This window comes from Ramlibacter sp. (genome assembly GCF_029866045.1).
Taxonomy (GTDB): domain Bacteria; phylum Pseudomonadota; class Gammaproteobacteria; order Burkholderiales; family Burkholderiaceae_C; genus Ramlibacter.
The window spans coordinates 1-16,669 of sequence record NZ_JARXAB010000072.1 but is presented as its reverse complement, the minus strand read 5'-3'; the positions used below and the strand labels follow the sequence as shown (position 1 = coordinate 16,669).

Sequence of the window (16,669 nt, the reverse complement as noted above, 5' to 3'; positions counted from 1 at the left end):
CGTGATCTGGGTCCGCGCGGCGAGGGTCGCTGCAGGGGACTGTCCGTTTGCAATCCGATTCGTTGCACTGCACCGCGCTCCCGCCGCAGTCGACGCGCCCAGGCTCCTTTAGCGCAGGCTGTCCAGCGCCAGCTCCAGCCCGGAAACAAAGCCGTCCTCGACCCGTTGGCCCAGGCACCAATCGCCGGCCAGGCCCAGGCCCAGGGACTTGTCCCACAGGTGGCTCTTGCCCAGCGGGGTCAACGTCTTGGCGTAGAGCCAGCGTTGCACCTGGGTCGCGCCCGGCTCGGCGCGGATGCCGGTGATCTCGGCGAAGCCCTTGAGTAATTTGGCGCTGACCCGTTGCGGGTCGTCCTGCAGGTGCTCTTGCGACCAATCGGCGCTGGCTTGCACTGTCCAGCGCTCGACCGGGCCACGCCCGGGCTTGGACGACTCGCGCGCCAGCCAGGCAATGCGGTGGTGGCTGCTGGACGCCGCGTTCCAGCTGGGGCCCAGGGCGGTGCTGCCCGCTTGCGGGAAGGCCAGCATCAGCGTCCAGCAGGGGGCCATCCGCACTTTGGCCACTGCCTGCTGCAGCTTTGGGGCAATGCCGCTGGCGCGCAGCAGGTCAGTCACCTGGGGTGCGGGAATGGCCAGCATCACCCGGTCAAAGCCGGCGTGGACGGCCGCCTCGTCGGCCGCGCCCTCCGTCTGCTCGACCTGCAGCTGCCAGCACCGGGCGTCCAGCGCGTCGCGCTCAATCCGCAGCACCTTCGCCTGGCGATGAACCCGGCCACTCATCTCCAGCGGTTGGGCCCAGGCGGCTGCCAGCGCGTTCATGCCGGGTGCGGGTACCCAACGGGACTCGGTCGGCGACGGCGCCGCCTCGACCACTCGGCCGAGCGGATCGAGCACCCGCACGCCATTGGCGCTCCAGGGGGTGCACAGGCCGGGCGTGGTGCCCAGCGCTGCATCAAAACGCTTGTCGCGCACGGTGAAGTACTGCGCGCCATGGTCGTGGGTGCCAAACGGTGTCTGCCGGCATGCCATGCGCCCACCGAAGCCGCGGCTCTTTTCGAAAACGGTGACCTCGCAGCCGGCCTGGGCCAGTGTGCGCGCACAGGCCAGGCCTGCAATGCCGGCGCCGATGACGGCGACGCGAGCGGTGGAGGAGGAGGGGGAAGTCGTTTTCTTGTTTGCCATGGTCGCTCCGTGTTGCGGCCATTGTGGCATCAGGCTGGCCGCGGTCCGGCATGTCCTTGCAGCAGCGCCTTGCGCGTGGCCGGGCGCTCAAGCCGCTCTAGCCACCATTGCAAGGCCCGTCCCGGATCGGTGGTTTGCCGCCAGGCGTAGGCCGGCTGCACCACGCGCTGCGGTCGCACCACCTCGCGTGCCACCAGCCGCCCGGCAGCCAGATGCGGGCGTGCCAGGGGCTCGGGCAGAAAACCCGCGCCCAGGCCGCGCAGCTGCGCCTCCAGCTTGGCCTGCATCGTCGGCACGGTAAAGACGTCCTGGCCGGCCAGGAGGCCCACCGTGATGCCACCGCCCCGGCTGACCGAGTCGGCCACCGCCACTGCGCGGTGCCGCAGCAGCACCTCATCGGACAGCGGCTCTTTCGCCCGCGCCAAGGGGTGGTGGGGTGCCACCGCGAACACGAAGCCCAGCTCCCCCATGGGACGGAACTGAAGTCCGGCGTGCGTGCCCTGCTCTTGGGCCACGCCCAAGGCCAGATCGGCCTGTCCGCTGGTGAGCGTCTCCAGGGTGCCCGAGAGCGCCTCCTCGCGCAGGCGCAGGCGGGTCTGCGGTGCGACCTGGAAGAAGTCTTGCGCCAAGTCCATCAGTGGCTGGTGTGCGATCGCCGTGTCCACCGCGACCGTCAGTTGTGACTCCCAACCGGTGGCGACCCGCCGGACCCGGTTGGCCACTGCGTCCATTTCTTCGAGCAGACGCTCGCCTTCGCGCAGCAGCTCGGTGCCCGCCGGGGTGAGCCGAGCCTGGCGCGAACTTCGGTCAAAGAGCAGTACGTCAAGCGCCTCCTCGACCTGGCGCACCCGGTAGGTGACCGCACTGGGCACCAGGCCCAGCGTCCGCGCGGCGGCGGCGAAGCTGCCCAGGCGCGAGACGGTCTGCAGCAGGGACAGGGCATCGGGGGTGAGGACGTCGCGGGGGCTGGGCATAGGCGAGCGGACTGGGCAAGCGGGCTGGGCGTACTGCCGACAAAGGACTTTGCGTTCAGAATATTTGAATGATGCCATCAAACGCCATCGCCCAACGATCAAGGGCCGGACCGCACAATTGAGTGCATGCCTTCAGGCCTAAACGCCTGGCAACTGTGCAAACCGATTGAAGGAGTCTTCATGATCACCCTGCGCAAGTCCGAAGACCGCGGCCACGCCCAGCATGGCTGGCTGGACTCGTTCCACAGCTTCTCCTTTGCCGACTACTACGACCCGAAGCACATGGGTTTCGGCCCGCTGCGTGTGATCAACGAGGATCGCATTGCCCCGGGCACTGGCTTCGGCACCCATGGTCACCGTGACATGGAAATCATCAGCTATGTGCTCTCTGGCCGGCTCGCGCACAAGGACAACATGGGCAACGTCGAGGCCATTCCGCCCGGCGATGTGCAGCGCATGAGCGCGGGCACGGGCGTGATGCACAGCGAGTTCAACCACGCCGCTAACGAAGAATCCCATTTCCTGCAGATCTGGATCGAGCCGCACACCCGCGGCATCGCGCCGGGCTACGAACAGAAGACCTTCGCCACCGAAGAAAAGCGTGGCCGGCTGCGCCTGGTGGCCGCCCCTGGCGGCGAGCAGGGCGCAGTGCACATCAGCGCGAATGCACGCTTGTTCGCCGGTCTCTTCGATGGCGCAGAAGCCGCCACCCTGGCGCTGGCACCCGGCCGCAAGGCCTATGTGCACCTGGTGCGCGGCAGCTTGTCCGTCAACGGCCAGGCCCTGTCCGGTGGCGATGCGGCCAAGCTCGAGGGCGAGACCGAGGTTCGCCTGGAGGCCGGGCGAGACGCCGAGGTGCTGGTGTTTGACCTCGCGCCTTGACTCGGCCAACCGCTGCCCCGTTTTCTCACCCATCCATCACCCCCAAAAGGACTCTGAAATGGCTTCCATCGCAATCGTTTATCACTCTGGCTACGGCCACACCCAGCGCCAGGCGCAAGTCATCGCCGAGGCCGCAGGCGGCCAACTGATCGCCATCGACGCCGACGGCAATATCCCCGAGGCTGCCTGGGCCCAGCTCGACGCGGCGGACGCCATCGTCTTCGGCTCGCCCACCTACATGGGTGCCGCCAGCTGGCAGTTCAAGAAGTTCGCCGATGCGTCCTCCAAGCCCTGGTACAGCCGCAACTGGAAGGACAAGATCTTTGCCGGCTTCACCAACAGTGCCTCGACCAATGGCGACAAGGGCAAGACGCTGGACTACTTCTACACCCTGGCCATGCAGCACGGCGGCCTGTGGGTGGGCCTGGGCGAAGTGGCGTCCAACTCCAAGGCAGCGACCCGCAACGACCTGAACTGGATCGGTGTCTTCCAGGGCGCGGCCGCCACCACCCCTTCGGACGCCAGCGTCGCCGAGATGCTGCCGGGCGACCTCGAGACCTCGCGTGTCCTGGGCCGGCGGGTGGCGCAAGTCGCCGCCAAGTGGGCGCGGTAATTGTGCAGGCGCCCGGCGCCGCCGGGCTTCAAGGCGCCGTTGCCGGTGCCGGTGCCGGCGGTGGATCGACCGCCGTCGTCGGTGCCGGTGATCGATCGGCCACTGCCATTGGCGACAGGTCCGGATCCAGGGCTTCCCGCTCGTCAAAAACGAAACAGCCTCCTCGGTAGTGCGTGCCGCCGGCTTCCTCGAAATAGCGCAAGATGCCGCCCTCGAGTTGTAGCACGCGCTCGACGCCCACTTCCCGCAGGTAGATCGCTGCCTTCTCACAGCGGATGCCGCCGGTGCAAAAGCTCACCACCGTTTTGCCCTCGAGCTCAGTCCGGTGCGCCTGCGCCGCCTGAGGAAACTCGCTGAACTTGGTGATGCGCCAGTCGATCGCATGCTCAAAGCTGCCGTGGTCCGCCTCGAAGGCATTGCGGGTGTCGAGCGTCACTACGGGCCGGCCCTCGTCGTCATGACCCTGGTCCAGCCAGCGGCGCAGGGTGAGGGCGTCGACCGCCGGCGCACGACCCTCCGAGGGGCGGATCGTCGGATGATTCATGCGGATGATTTCCCGCTTGACCTTCACCTGCATCCGCCGGAAGGGTTGGGCCTCCGACCAGCTTTCCTTGATCGGCAGGTCGCCAAGCCGGGGGTCTGCCTGGAGCCGCGCCAAAAATTCGCGTAGGTCGGGGGCGGGGCCAGCGAGAAACAGGTTGATGCCTTCCTCGGCCAAAAGAATGGTGCCCTTGAGGCCTGACGCGCTCGCGTCGGCGAGCAGGCGCTCACGCAGCGGCGCGCAGTCGACCAAGGCGACGAATTTGTAGGCGGAAACGTTGAGGATCTCGGGCACGGGACGCTGATTTTAGGTGGGGCGAGTGACCGAACCCCTGCCGCGCTTTCCTACAATGGCTTCATGTTTGTTCATCTGCGCCTGCACTCCGAATTTTCAGTGGTCGACGGCTCCTGCCGCATCGACAACACCGTGGAGGCCGCCGCCACTGACGGACAGCCTGCGCTGGCGATCACCGACCTGAACAACCTGTTCGGCGCCATCAAGTTCTATAAGGCCGCCCGTGGCAAGGGCGTCAAACCAGTGATCGGCGCGGAGGTTTGGTTGCAGGGCCTGGGCGCTGATGCCACTCACCTCTCGCGCGTGCTGTTGCTGGTGCAAAACCGCGACGGCTATTTGAACCTGTGTGAACTCCTCACCCGCGGCTGGACCCGCAACGTGGTGCGGGCCCAAGGCGTGTGCACCCTCGACTGGCTGCGTGAGCTTTCCGGCGGGCTCCTGTGCCTGTCCGGCGCTCAGGCCGGCCCGGTGGGGCAGGCCTTGGTGCAGGGCGATGCCAGCCGCGCCCGCGAGGCCGCCCTGATGCTGGCCTCTACCTTCCCGCATCGCTTCTACTTGGAGCTGCAGCGCGCAGGCCGGCCCGACGACGAGGTGCACGTGGCAGGCGCAGTGCAGCTGGCGGCTGGCCTTTCGCTCCCGGTGGTTGCAACCCACCCGGTGCAGTTTCTCACCGCAGACGACTACGAGGCACATGAGGCGCGGGTATGCATTGCCGAGGGCGAGATCCTGGGTAACCCGAGACGGGTGCGCAAGTTCACCCGCGAGCAGTACTTCAAGAGTGCCGCGCAAATGGAGGCGCTGTTCGCCGACCTGCCCTCCGCGGTTTCCAACACCGCGCAGATCGCCCGTCGCTGCAGCCTCTCGCTGGAGCTGGGTAAGCCGCGCCTGCCCAATTTCCCGACGCCAGAAGTTGATGGGCGCAGGATGCCCATCGAGGAGTACTTCCGCTTTGCTTCGCACGAGGGGCTCAAGGACCGGCTGGTTCAGCTCTATCCCCAGGCGGCCGAACGCGAGAAGCAGACGCCGCGCTATCTCGAGCGGCTGGAGTTCGAAATCGGCACCATCGTCAAAATGGGGTTCCCCGGTTACTTCCTGATCGTGGGCGACTTCATCAACTGGGCCAAGAGCAATGGCTGCCCGGTGGGCCCGGGCCGGGGCTCGGGCGCGGGATCGCTGGTGGCCTACTCCCTCAAGATCACCGATCTCGACCCGCTTCGCTACAACCTGCTGTTCGAGCGGTTCCTGAACCCAGAGCGGGTGTCTATGCCTGACTTCGACATCGACTTCTGCCAGAGCAACCGCGACCGGGTGATCGAGTACGTCAAGGACAAGTACGGACGCGAGGCGGTGAGCCAGATCGCCACCTTTGGCACCATGGCTGCCAAGGCTGCGATCCGCGATGTGGGCCGGGTGCTGGACATGTCCTATACCTTCTGCGATGGCATCAGCAAGCTGGTCCCCCAGAAGCCCGGTCAGCACATCACCATCGCCGGCGCGATCGAGCAGGAACCTATTTTGGCCGAGCGTCTCGAGCGCGAGGAAGAGGTCAAGACGCTCATTGGTCTGGCGCAAAAGCTCGAGGGTCTGACCCGCAACGTGGGCATGCATGCCGGCGGCGTGCTGATAGCGCCAGGCAAGCTCACTGACTTCACCCCTCTCTACCAGCAGCCCGGCAGCGACTCGGCGGTGAGCCAGTACGACAAGGACGACGTCGAGTCAGCGGGCCTGGTGAAGTTCGACTTTCTGGGCTTGGCCACGCTCACCATTTTGGAAATTGCCCGCGAACTGATCATCCAACGCCACAAGGGCCAGGAGCATTTCGCTTTCGAGAACGTGCCGCTCGAAGACGCCGCCACCTACAAGCTCTTTGCCGACGGTCGTACCGAGGCGGTGTTCCAGTTTGAAAGCCGCGGCATGCAAGGCATGCTGCGCGACGCCAAGCCCACCCGGCTCGAGGACCTGATCGCCCTCAACGCGCTGTACCGCCCCGGCCCGATGGATTTGATTCCCAGCTTCGTGGCCCGCAAGCACGGGCGCGAGAAGGTCGAGTATCCGCACCCTCTGGTGGCCGAGCTGCTGTCCGAGACCTACGGCATCATGGTCTACCAGGAGCAGGTGATGCAGACCGCCCAGATCCTGGGTGGTTACTCGCTGGGTGGCGCAGACCTGCTACGCCGGGCCATGGGCAAAAAGAAGGCCGAGGAGATGGCCGAGCACCGGGAGATTTTCCGTACGGGTGCGGCCAGGAACGGCATCGATCAGACCAAGTCCGACGAAATCTTCGACCTGATGGAGAGGTTCGCGGGCTACGGCTTCAACAAGTCGCACGCCGCTGCTTACTCGCTGCTCGCGTATCACACTGGTTGGCTCAAGGTCCACTACACCGCCGAGTTCTTCTGCGCCAACATGACGGTGGAGATGGACGACACCGACAAGCTCAAGGTCTTGTTTGAAGACGCGGTGAAAAATTTTGGCCTCTCCTTCGAGCCGCCAGACGTGAACCGCGGTACCTACCGTTTCGAACCGGTGTCGGACAAGGTCATCCGCTACGGGCTGGGCGCAGTCAGGGGCACCGGCCAGCAGGCCATCGAGGCCATCGTACGTGCCCGCGATGGCAAGGCGGAAGGCCCTAATGGCTCGGTGAGCGGTCCCTTCACCAGTCTGTTCGACTTTTGCAGGCGGGTAGACCGCACCCGTATCAACAAGCGCACGGTCGACGCCCTGATCAAAGCTGGGGCTTTCGACGCTCTGCACCTCAATCGCGCGGCTCTGGTGGCCTCGATTGACCGCGCCTTCGACTTCGCCAACGCCGCTGAGGCCAATGCCAACCAAGGCGGCCTGTTCGACATGGATGGCGGCCACGGCGCCAGCGACGAGGAACCGCCGCTGGTCGACCTGCTGCCCTGGGGGGTGAAGGAGCGTCTGACGCAAGAAAAAACAGCGGTGGGCTTTTACCTTTCGGGCCACCTGTTCGACGAGGTGGCTACCGAGGTGCGTCGCTTTTGCAAGCGCTCCATCGACGAGCTCAAGGACTCCCGCGAGACGGTGCTGCTGGCAGGCATCGTCGGCGACCTGCGTGTGATCAACGCGCAGCGGGGCAAGCTCGCGATCTTCAAGCTTGACGACAAGTCCGCCATGATCGAGGCCACCGCCGACGAGGCCCTGATCAACGCAAACAGGCATCTGATCAAGGACGACGAACTGGTCATCGTCATGGCCAAATGCCAGAACGACCGCTTTTCCGGCGGGCTGCGCTTGTCCGTCCAGCAGGTCTGGGACCTGGCCTCAGCCCGTTGCCGTTTTGGCAAGTACCTGCGTGTGGCGGTCAATGGCAAGGCGCCGGACATTGGGCGTCTGTTGCGCGACTTCCCGCCGCAGCGCCAGGAGAGCGAGGCGGGGGAACTGGTGCGGGGCTTGCCGGTCCGGCTGGCCTTGCTGCGGGATGCGGCGACCGCTGAGCTTCAGCTGGGCGAGGCTGCGCGCTTTTTCCCCAGCGACGCGGCTCTGGCCAGCTGGATGGCTCAGGCCGAAGGAGGGCAGGCCCAGATCGTCTACGAGGCCTGAGATCTAGGTTAAACCGGTTACACTCCCCTCACGTTCGCGCATTACTCTCCAGCGTCAACGTCCTGTTTGACAGGAATCGCGCCCCCTGTGGGCCCCTTCAGACCGCCCCGCCGCCTTGTGTGCCGCGCCCGGTCGTCACACTGCCCTGACGGCGAGTCCCTCTTTTTCTCGACCCCTCTGCCTTCGGCAGGGGATCCCCCATCGCCGCGCCGTACCGGCGGCCGACAGGCCACAACCAGATCCCGCAGCGCGCAGGTTTTTTCTCACGGATGCCCCGGTGACAACCCCGGGGCCAGTTGTATGTCTTTTTCCCAAGAACTGTCGTTTTCCATCGGCAAGTTCCGCGTGACTCCCAGTGCCCGCGTCACTGACACGGGCGACTTTGCCCCCTCGGTTTCAATTCGCCGCGGACAAGGGGCTGCCACCCTCGACAAGGTGTTTCGCTTCACCCGCCGCTTCCACAGCCACCGCAGCGCCATTGATTACGCGATTCGCCAAGGGCAAGCCCAGGTGGCCGCTGCCTCGGCCTGATACCCCCACATTGACCCAAGGAGCCTCATGGCCAAGGAAGAACTGATCGAAATGAACGGCTTGGTGGAGGAGGTCCTCCCCGACGGTCGCTACCGCGTCAAGCTGGAAAACGGCCACGGTCTCATCGCCTATGGCGGTGGCAAGCTCAAGAAGAACCGCATCCGCATTCTGGCGGGGGACAAGGTGTCGCTCGAACTCTCGCCCTACGACCTCAACAAGGGGCGGATCACTTTCCGCCATCTCGAGCCGCGCGCGCCAGGCTACAAGCCGCCGCCTCGGCGCACTTTCCGCTGATCGACTGGCTGCTCTTTTGGGGCCTCAGGGGCCCTTGGGCTTGAATTCCATCAGCAGCGGGCTGTGCACCCGGCCGTCAACGTCGCGCGGTAGCACGCCAGTGCGGTCAAGCGCGCGCAGCACCGCCTCGTCCCAGCTCCTGACGCCGCTCGCGCGGGTGATCTTCCGGCTAACGATGGTGCCGTCGGGTGACATCACCACTTCGACCTCGGTGACTGGGTTGCCTGGCATATCGTCGGTGAAGACGATGTTGGGTCTGACCCGCTCCCGGATCCGCCCGCCGTAGCTGTCGCTCGGGCCTGCCGCCCTGGCCGCGTTGCCGGTGGCAGTGGGTCGGCCGGTGGCGCTGGCCATGCCCTGGATGCGCTTGAGATTTTCTTCACGCATCTGGTCCGCGCGCCGGCCCTCTTCGGCCTCCCGGGTGCGCCTTGCCTGCTCGGCCGCTTCCGCGGCTTTTTCGGCAGCCAGTTTCTCCGCTGCCCTTTGCTCCGCTTGCTTGATTTCTGCCGCTTTGACCTCTGCCGCCTTGATCTCTGCGGCTCTGAGTTCAGCGGCCTTGATCTCTGCGGCTCTGATCTCCGCTGCTTTGATTTCCGCTGCCTTCTTATCGGCTGCCTCGCGCGCCGCAGCGTCGCGCAGCGCTTTCTCTTTTTTCTTCAGCTCTAGCGCCTCGCGCGCTTTCTCCTCCTGCACGCGCCGCTGTTCCTTTTTGCGCTCAAGCGCGATGGTCGCATCCTTGACCTGAGGTGCCGGCGGCGCGGCCGCGGGAACCGGCTTGGGGGTGCGTGGCGGCTGGGGTGGCGGAACCGGTGCCGGTTTCGGCGCAGGCGGGGTGGGTGGGGGAGGCGTTTCCACAGGGGCCGGCGCGGCCAGCTGGACGGTGGCCGACCAGAGCTCGGCTTCGGCGGTGACCTCTTGGTTGTCACGCTTCCAGGTGATGCCCCATGCCAGCGCCAGGCACAGCAGCAGGTGGGCCAGCAGGGCCAGGCCCATGGCCGCCACCGGACGCGGCTCGGGTGGAGGTGTGAACTCCAGACGGTCAGCGGTGGCCAGCAGGGACATGGGGTGTGGGTCCTCTTGGGCTTGAGTGCAGGCTTGAGTGCAGGCTTGGCCGTGGGATGGTTACTGGAAGGGTACGGTAGAGGGTGGAAGGGGTATCCAGGTGGCGCGTGCTCGCTGCGAGAGTATCTAACCCCTCACTGCGCCAGTTGGACCGACAGGCCCACCCGTTGCACACCAGCGCGTTGCAGGGTGTCCATGACCTTCACGACCGACTCGTACTTCACGCTGCGGTCGGCGCTGATGACCACCGCCACACTGCCGGCAGCCTGCCCGTTCTGGGCCTGCAGCACGCGGGTGGACAGGTCAGCCAGGGCGAGCCGCTGAGTGCTGGTGGTGCTTGCCGTGCTTGCAGGGCCAGCCTTGGGGGGCCCGGCGCGCAGTTCCAATGATCCGTCCTTGTGAATCACCACCTCGAGCTTCGCGTCTGGCGGGCGGTTGGCCTTGCCCACGCTGGGCAGGTCGATCAGGCTGGGGGTGATCAGCGGCGCGGTGACCATGAAGATGATCAGGAGCACCAGCATCACATCGATGAAGGGCACCATATTGATCTCGTTGATCGTGCGGCGACCGCGCCCGCGTGACGAGACGGCAGGCATGGCCTCAGCGCCCCGCGGTGGATTGGGGGGCTCCGGGCGCGCCCACGCTGCGCTGAAGAATATTGGTGAACTCTTCGATGAAGGTCTCCAGCTGGATAGACACCCGGTCGATGTCGCGCGCGAATCGGTTGTAAGCGGTCACCGCGGGGATGGCGGCGAACAGGCCAATCGCAGTGGCCACCAGGGCCTCGGCGATGCCCGGCGCGACCGAGGCCAGCGTGACCTGCTGCAGGCTGGCCAGGCCGGTGAAGGCATGCATGATGCCCCACACCGTGCCGAACAGGCCCACATAGGGGGAGACCGAGCCGGTGGTCGCCAGCAGGGAGAGTTGGCTTTCCACCGCGTCCATCTCACGCTGGTAGCTGGCCCGCATGGCGCGGCGAGCGCCGTCGAGCAAAACGCCCCCGTCCTGAATGCGGCGCTCCCGCAGCTTTTGGAACTCCCGCATGCCCGAGGCAAAAATGCGCTCCATGGGGCCGGCGGCACGCGCGTTTTGCGCTGCCGAGGCATACAGATCGTTGAGCGTGGTGCCCGACCAGAATTCACGCTCGAACGCCTCGTTGAGCGATTTCACCCGCCGCAGGGCAAAGATCTTGCGGAAGATGGCCGCCCAACTGGCGATCGAAACGCAGGCCAGCAGAGCCATCACCGCCTGCACCACCCAACTGGCGTCCAGTACGAGCCGGACGATGGACATGTCTTGGTTCATGCCCCTATTGTTGCAGAGCCTGAAGCACCTCGGGCGGGATCCGGGTCGGGGCCAGACTGGCGGCGTCCACCCAGCCGATTCGGATGCGCCCCTCCGCCAGGACTTGACCCTTGAGGTCCAGCGCCTGTTGCACGATCACCAGCGAGGCGCGACCGGCTTCCTCGAGGCGGGCGGTGACCCGCAGCTGGTCGTCGAGTCGGGCCGGGCGCAGGTAGCGGACCTGGGTCTCGCTCACCACGAACATGCCACCGGTTTGCTCACGAATCACCGATTGCGCCAGACCGAGGGCGCGCAACCACTCGGTGCGTGCACGCTCGAAGAACTTCAGGTAGTTGGCATAGAACACGATACCGCCGGCGTCGGTGTCCTCCCAGTAGACGCGCACGGGGAACTCGAAGCTCATGCCGGGCCTCCAGCCTCCGGGGCCAGGCCCTGCGGCGCCCCGTTGGCCAGCAAGCCCAGTTCCGCCGCCGCCCGGCGCAGGCGGGCAATGGCCTCCTGCAACTGGCCCATGCTGCTGGCGTTGGAAAAGCGGATGAATCGCGCGGTGTCCACGCTGCCGAAGTCGCGGCCGGGCGTCACCGCCAGACCGCAGCGGCGCATGAGGTCGAAGGCCAGGTCCCAACTGCCGGTCGCGGCGGGCAGGCCCAGGCGCTCGCACCAGGCACTGCAGTCGGCCCAGGCGTAAAACGCGCCGTCGGGTATGACCGGGACTGGCAGGCCGACTGCCGCCAGCTGCGGGATGAACCAGTCGCGTCGCGCCCTGAACTCGGCACGTCGACGTTCGTACTCGGCAATGCTCTCGGGCTCAAAGCAGGCCAGGGCCGCATGCTGGGCGATGGTGCTGGGACAAATGAACAGGTGTTGCGCCAGCCGCTCGATCACCGGCACCAGGGGCTCGGGCAGCACCAGCCAGCCCAGGCGCCAGCCCGTCATGCAAAAGTACTTAGAAAAGCTGTTGACGCTGACCATGTCGTCGCCCAAGGCCAGGCCCGACTGGCCGAAGGCTTCGTCATGGGACAGGCCCAGGTAGATCTCGTCCAGCAGCGTGATGCCGCCGCGCTCGCGCACTTCAGCGTGGATCTCGGCCAAGGCCCGCGGTGCAATCGAGGTGCCGGTGGGGTTGGACGGCGAGGCCAGCAACACGCCCCGCGTCTGTGGCCGCCAGTGCGCGCGCACCTGGTCGGGCGAAAGCTGGAAGCGGCTCGCGGCGGTGGTGGGCAGCAGGACGGCCCGGCCCTCGGCGGCGTTCACGAACTGTTGGTTACAGGGGTAGCTGGGGTCGGGCATCAGCACCTCGTCGCCCGCTTCCACCAGGGCCAGGCAGGCCAGCTGCAGGGCGGCCGAGGCGCCTGCGGTGACCACGATGCGCCGCGCGGGCACATCCAGGCCGAAGCGCTGGCCGTACCAGCGGCTGATGCGCTCGCGCAGCTCTGGCAGGCCCGTTGCCTGGGTGTACTGGGTGCGTCCCTCGCGGATGGCGCGCGCTGCCGCGTCTTGCACCAAGGGCGTGGCACCGAAATCAGGTTCACCGATATTGAGGAACACCATCGGCCGGCCCTCCCGGGCCAGCTCGGGTGCCAGGGCGGCGGCCGCCTTGCTCACCTCCATTACATAGAAGGGCTCTATGCGTCGGGCGCGTTCGGTAATGCGCATGGCAGTGGCTCCTTGGGGACAGGGGCAGGGCCTCTGGGCCTTGACCGGGGTTGCAGGGACTCAGCCGCGGCCCTTGCCTGCGCCCCGGTCGGCTTCAACTTCCTGGGGACGCAGCTGGGGCGCCAGCCCGTTGAGGACGGCGTTGATGTACTTGTGGCCGTCAGTGCCGCCAAAGGACTTGGCCAATTCGACGCACTCGTTGATCACGACGCGCCAGGGCACGTCGAGTGCGTGACGGAACTCGTAGGTGCCGATCCACAAAATGCCGTGCTCGATCGGCGAAATCTCGGCCATGGGCCGGTCCAGCCGCGGGGTGATCAGGGCGTCGAGTTCGCCCGCCTCGCGGGTGCAGCCGTGGACCAGGGCGTCGAAGTGCACCGAGTCGGCCTTGTGAAAGCCCACCAAGCCGCGGGTGAAGGTGTCGGCCTCCTCGGCTCCGTTGCGCCCCACCATCACCTGGTAGAGCGCCTGCAGCGCAAACTCGCGGGCACGCGTGCGGGCTGATTTGTTGGCGGACTTCTTGTGGCCGGCGACTGCTGTGCCAGTGCCCTCGGGGGCTTCGGCGGCGTGGGTGTCGGCTTCTGTGTCGGGGGTCTCGTTCATCGCTTCAGGCCTCGCAGCAGCTGGGCCATTTCGATCACCACTTGGGCCGCATCGACCCCTTTTTCAACCTGCCTGGCCAGCGCTTGGGCCAGGTTGTCGGTGGTGAGGATGACGTTGGCGATCGGGATCTGGTGGTCCAGCCCGACCCGGGTCACACCGGCGGCAGACTCGTTGGCCACCAGTTCGAAGTGATAAGTCTCGCCGCGAATTACGCAGCCCAAGGCGACGAGCGCGTCATGGCTGCCGCGCGCAGCCAGTGCCTTGAGCGCCAGCGGGATTTCGAGCGCGCCGGGCACGAAGTGGTGGTCGATATCGGCCTTGGCCACACCCAGGCGAACGAGTTCTTCCTTGCACGACTGTGCCAGCGTGTCGGTAATGCCCTGGTTGAAGCGTGCCTGCACGATGGCGATACGCAGGCCTTGGCCCCCCTCGTGAGCGGTCTGGCCCTTGTCTGCGCCTTGCATGTCGATGTTCCTTGAGTCGGTGTCGGGTGGGTGGGGGCTGGGTCGCCTGGCGTCTTGCTCAAGCCGCCTTTGCGGGCGGCAGGTAGCTGGCCACCTCGAGGCCCCACCCGGCCATGCTGGGCATGGGGCGCGGTGAGCCCATCACCGTCATCCGCTGGACGCCGCAGGCGCGCAGGATTTGGGCGCCGACACCGTAGGTTCGCAGGTCCATGCGTCCACGCTCGGGTGCCTGTGACGCCCGGGCCCGGCCCTCGAACTGCTCGAGCAGTTGCTGCGACGACTCACCGGCGTTGAGCAGTACCGCGACGCCCTTGCCCTCGCGGGCGATATGGGCCAGCGCCTGGTCCAGCGCCCAGGAGTGCATGGAGCGGCCGGTTTCCAGTGCGTCCAGCACCGACAGCGGCTCGTGCACCCGTACCGGCACGGTGTCCTGCGGTTGCCAACTGCCACGCACCAGGGCCAAGTGCAGGCCCTGGCTGGGTTTGTCGCGGAAGGCGATGGCGGTGAACTCGCCCCAGGTGGTGTGCAGCGGACGCTCACCCACCTTTTCCACCAGACTGTCGTGGCGGCTGCGGTATTCGATCAGGTCGACGATGGTGCCGATCTTGAGGCCGTGCTCGGCAGCGAACAGCTGCAGGTCCGGCAGGCGGGCCATGGTGCCGTCGTCCTTCATGATCTCGCAGATGACCGAGGCGGGAGTCAGGCCTGCCATGGCGGCCAGGTCGCAGCCGGCCTCGGTATGGCCGGCGCGCATGAGAACGCCCCCGTCGACCGCCTGTAGCGGGAAGATGTGGCCGGGCTGCACCAGGTCGTCGGCCTTTGCGCCCGGGGCGACGGCGGCCTGCACCGTGCGGGCACGGTCGGCGGCGGAGATGCCGGTGGTCACGCCCTCGGCCGCCTCGATGGAGACCGTGAAGGCGGTGCCCATCTTGGTGCCGTTGCGAGTCGCCATGGGCGGCAGTTGCAGGCGCTCGCACAGGGGGCGGGTGAGGGTCAGGCAGATCAGGCCGCGGCCATACTTGGCCATGAAGTTGATCGCGTCGGCATTGACATGGTCGGCAGCGATGACGAGGTCGCCCTCGTTCTCGCGGTCTTCTTCGTCGACCAGAATGACCATGCGCCCGGCCCGCAGGTCGGCAACGATGTCCTCGACCGGCGAGATCGCCACCGGCTGCGGCGGTGTGAGCTGGGAAAGGGGTGCGTTCATGTTTTTCTTTTTCAGGCAGCGTTGGCCGCCGAGGTGCCGGCCAGCATGCGCTCGACATAGCGTGCGATCAGGTCGATCTCGAGGTTGACCGGGCTTCCGGCGCTGAGCACGCGCAGGGCGGTGTTTTCGACCGTGTGCGGAATGAGGTTGATCGACACCTCGCAGCCCTCGGCGCTGTCGGTGACGGTGTTGACGGTCAGGCTCACCCCGTTGACGGTGATGGAGCCCTTGTAGGCCAGGTACTTGGCCAGACCAGCCGGCGCGAGGATGCGCAGTTCGCGGCTTTCGCCCACCGATTCAAAGCTGGCGACATGGCCGATCCCGTCCACATGGCCGGAGACGATGTGGCCTCCCAGGCGGTCATGCGCGCGCAGGGCCTTCTCCAGATTGACCGGTGGACCCGCAGCGGCCAGGCCGGCGGTGCGTGCGAGGGACTCGGCTGAAATGTCGATGGTGAAGCAGGAGGCGGGCAGGTCCAGGGAGGTGACTGTCATGCAAGCGCCGTTGATGGCGATGCTGTCTCCCAAGCCCACGTCCCCCAGGTAGCCGGCCGGAGCCTCCAGGGTGAGGCGCTTGCCATGCTGCGAAGAACTTCCGAGGTCGTGGACGGCGGCGATGCGCCCCACGCCGGTAATGATTCCGGTAAACATTCGCGTATTTTCGCAGGGATTCGGGGCCCGGCCTCCGCTACGGGCATTGAAAGCGGTCCCGGTAGGGACAGATCGAGCGACGAACCGGCTCCGGCGCAGCTCTCAGGCCGGCCGGCGGACCCTTGCCAGCAGGCGCAAGTCTGCGCCCACGGGTGTCACTGGGCCGAACACCAGGTCTGTGCCCTCGGCCAGCGCCTGCAGGTGGCCGAGCGCGGCCATGCCGCGCCCCGGGCCGAGCAGCCGGGGTGCCAGGTAGACCAGCAGCTCATCAGCCAGCCCTGCCCGCAGGAGTGCACCGTGCAGGCGGTGACCGGCTTCGACGTGCAACTCGTTCACCTCGCGCCGCGCCAGGTCGCGCAGCATGGCTTCAAGGTCGACCTTGCCCTGCGCATCAGCCAGGGCGGTGATGCTGGCGCCGCGTGCGGCCAGGTCCGCATGGCGGGCTGCGTCGGTCACCGCGGTGTAGACCCAGACCGGGCGCTGGGGCTCGAACAGACCGGCACCGGGTGAAAGCACCAGGCGGCTGTCGGCCACCACCAACGTGGGCTGGCGGGGCGTGTCGATGCCGCGAACATCCAGGCGCGGGTCGTCGTCTCGCACCGTGCCAGAGCCGGTGAGGATGGCGCAGGCACGGGCCCGCCAGGCGTGGCCATCGGCGCGGGCGGCCTCGCCGGTGATCCATTGGCTTGCGCCGTTGGCCAGGGCTGTGGTGCCGTCCAGAGAGGCCGCGATCTTGAGGCGTACCCAGGGCAGGCCCTTCGTCATGCGCTGGAAGAAGCCGATGTTGAGTTCGCGCGAGGCCTCGGCCCCAAGGCCGACCTCCACCGCAATGCCCGCGGCGGCCAGC

General features: G+C 66.7%; 18 protein-coding genes. 5 read left to right on the top strand and 13 right to left on the bottom strand.

What is annotated here, in order from left to right; translation table 11 throughout:
- Window positions 1–108 precede the first annotated feature (108 nt).
- Together QE494_RS08305 and QE494_RS08300 are read right to left on the bottom strand one after the other, a co-directional pair.
- Window positions 109–1,182 carry an NAD(P)/FAD-dependent oxidoreductase gene (locus tag QE494_RS08305; RefSeq protein WP_300042461.1) on the bottom strand — a complete coding sequence of 358 codons (1,074 nt, stop codon included), beginning with the start codon at window positions 1,180–1,182 and terminating at the stop codon, window positions 109–111.
- Window positions 1,183–1,211: 29 nt separating this feature from the next.
- On the bottom strand, window positions 1,212–2,156 hold the full coding sequence (locus tag QE494_RS08300; protein ID WP_300042460.1) for a LysR family transcriptional regulator: 945 nt from the start codon (window positions 2,154–2,156) through the stop codon (window positions 1,212–1,214).
- A 180-nt stretch (window positions 2,157–2,336) separates the two neighbouring features.
- Between QE494_RS08300 and QE494_RS08295 the strand changes: the two genes are divergently transcribed.
- Both QE494_RS08295 and QE494_RS08290 read left to right on the top strand, forming a co-directional pair.
- On the top strand, window positions 2,337–3,038 hold the full coding sequence (locus QE494_RS08295) for a pirin family protein (protein WP_300042459.1): 702 nt from the start codon (window positions 2,337–2,339) through the stop codon (window positions 3,036–3,038).
- 58 nt (window positions 3,039–3,096) lie between these two features.
- Window positions 3,097–3,651 (top strand): flavodoxin family protein, encoded by a 555-nt coding sequence (locus QE494_RS08290; RefSeq protein WP_300042458.1) that lies wholly within the window; start codon window positions 3,097–3,099, stop codon window positions 3,649–3,651.
- A 28-nt stretch (window positions 3,652–3,679) separates the two neighbouring features.
- Here QE494_RS08290 and QE494_RS08285 read toward each other — a convergent pair whose 3' ends face one another.
- Window positions 3,680–4,486 (bottom strand): sulfurtransferase, encoded by an 807-nt coding sequence (locus QE494_RS08285; RefSeq protein ID WP_300042457.1) that lies wholly within the window; start codon window positions 4,484–4,486, stop codon window positions 3,680–3,682.
- A 63-nt stretch (window positions 4,487–4,549) separates the two neighbouring features.
- Between QE494_RS08285 and dnaE the strand changes: the two genes are divergently transcribed.
- The 3 genes from dnaE (at window position 4,550) to infA (ending at window position 8,875) form a co-directional block, all read left to right on the top strand.
- Complete coding sequence (gene dnaE, locus QE494_RS08280) at window positions 4,550–8,050, top strand: DNA polymerase III subunit alpha (protein ID WP_300042456.1); 3,501 nt, start codon at window positions 4,550–4,552, stop codon at window positions 8,048–8,050.
- Between the two features lie 300 nt (window positions 8,051–8,350).
- Window positions 8,351–8,581: a hypothetical protein gene (locus tag QE494_RS08275; RefSeq protein WP_300042455.1), complete on the top strand. Its 231-nt coding sequence runs from the start codon at window positions 8,351–8,353 to the stop codon at window positions 8,579–8,581.
- 27 nt (window positions 8,582–8,608) lie between these two features.
- Window positions 8,609–8,875 carry a translation initiation factor IF-1 gene (gene infA, locus QE494_RS08270; protein WP_300042454.1) on the top strand — a complete coding sequence of 89 codons (267 nt, stop codon included), beginning with the start codon at window positions 8,609–8,611 and terminating at the stop codon, window positions 8,873–8,875.
- A gap of 24 nt (window positions 8,876–8,899) precedes the next feature.
- On the opposite strand, the gene tolA is transcribed toward infA, so the two are convergent.
- From tolA to ribD, 10 genes are all read right to left on the bottom strand, one after another.
- Window positions 8,900–9,937, bottom strand: a complete 1,038-nt coding sequence (gene tolA, locus QE494_RS08265) for a cell envelope integrity protein TolA (protein WP_300042453.1) — start codon at window positions 9,935–9,937, stop codon at window positions 8,900–8,902.
- Window positions 9,938–10,071: 134 nt separating this feature from the next.
- On the bottom strand, window positions 10,072–10,533 hold the full coding sequence (locus tag QE494_RS08260; protein WP_300042452.1) for an ExbD/TolR family protein: 462 nt from the start codon (window positions 10,531–10,533) through the stop codon (window positions 10,072–10,074).
- A gap of 4 nt (window positions 10,534–10,537) precedes the next feature.
- A complete protein-coding gene (tolQ, locus tag QE494_RS08255) occupies window positions 10,538–11,242 on the bottom strand; it encodes a protein TolQ (RefSeq protein ID WP_300042451.1) in 705 nt (234 codons plus the stop codon).
- Between the two features lie 4 nt (window positions 11,243–11,246).
- Window positions 11,247–11,645 carry a tol-pal system-associated acyl-CoA thioesterase gene (gene ybgC, locus QE494_RS08250; RefSeq protein ID WP_300042449.1) on the bottom strand — a complete coding sequence of 133 codons (399 nt, stop codon included), beginning with the start codon at window positions 11,643–11,645 and terminating at the stop codon, window positions 11,247–11,249.
- Window positions 11,642–12,898: a pyridoxal phosphate-dependent aminotransferase gene (locus tag QE494_RS08245; protein WP_300042447.1), complete on the bottom strand. Its 1,257-nt coding sequence runs from the start codon at window positions 12,896–12,898 to the stop codon at window positions 11,642–11,644. The genes ybgC and QE494_RS08245 overlap by 4 nt, the downstream gene beginning before the upstream one ends.
- 60 nt (window positions 12,899–12,958) lie before the next feature.
- A complete protein-coding gene (gene nusB / locus QE494_RS08240) occupies window positions 12,959–13,501 on the bottom strand; it encodes a transcription antitermination factor NusB (protein WP_300042446.1) in 543 nt (180 codons plus the stop codon).
- On the bottom strand, window positions 13,498–13,965 hold the full coding sequence (gene ribH, locus QE494_RS08235; RefSeq protein ID WP_300042445.1) for a 6,7-dimethyl-8-ribityllumazine synthase: 468 nt from the start codon (window positions 13,963–13,965) through the stop codon (window positions 13,498–13,500). The genes nusB and ribH overlap by 4 nt, the downstream gene beginning before the upstream one ends.
- A gap of 58 nt (window positions 13,966–14,023) precedes the next feature.
- Complete coding sequence (gene ribBA, locus QE494_RS08230; protein ID WP_300042443.1) at window positions 14,024–15,172, bottom strand: bifunctional 3,4-dihydroxy-2-butanone-4-phosphate synthase/GTP cyclohydrolase II; 1,149 nt, start codon at window positions 15,170–15,172, stop codon at window positions 14,024–14,026.
- A gap of 11 nt (window positions 15,173–15,183) precedes the next feature.
- Window positions 15,184–15,822 carry a riboflavin synthase gene (locus tag QE494_RS08225; protein ID WP_300042442.1) on the bottom strand — a complete coding sequence of 213 codons (639 nt, stop codon included), beginning with the start codon at window positions 15,820–15,822 and terminating at the stop codon, window positions 15,184–15,186.
- A gap of 102 nt (window positions 15,823–15,924) precedes the next feature.
- A partial coding sequence (gene ribD, locus QE494_RS08220) for a bifunctional diaminohydroxyphosphoribosylaminopyrimidine deaminase/5-amino-6-(5-phosphoribosylamino)uracil reductase RibD (RefSeq protein ID WP_300042441.1) occupies window positions 15,925–16,669 on the bottom strand: 745 nt, incomplete at its 5' end.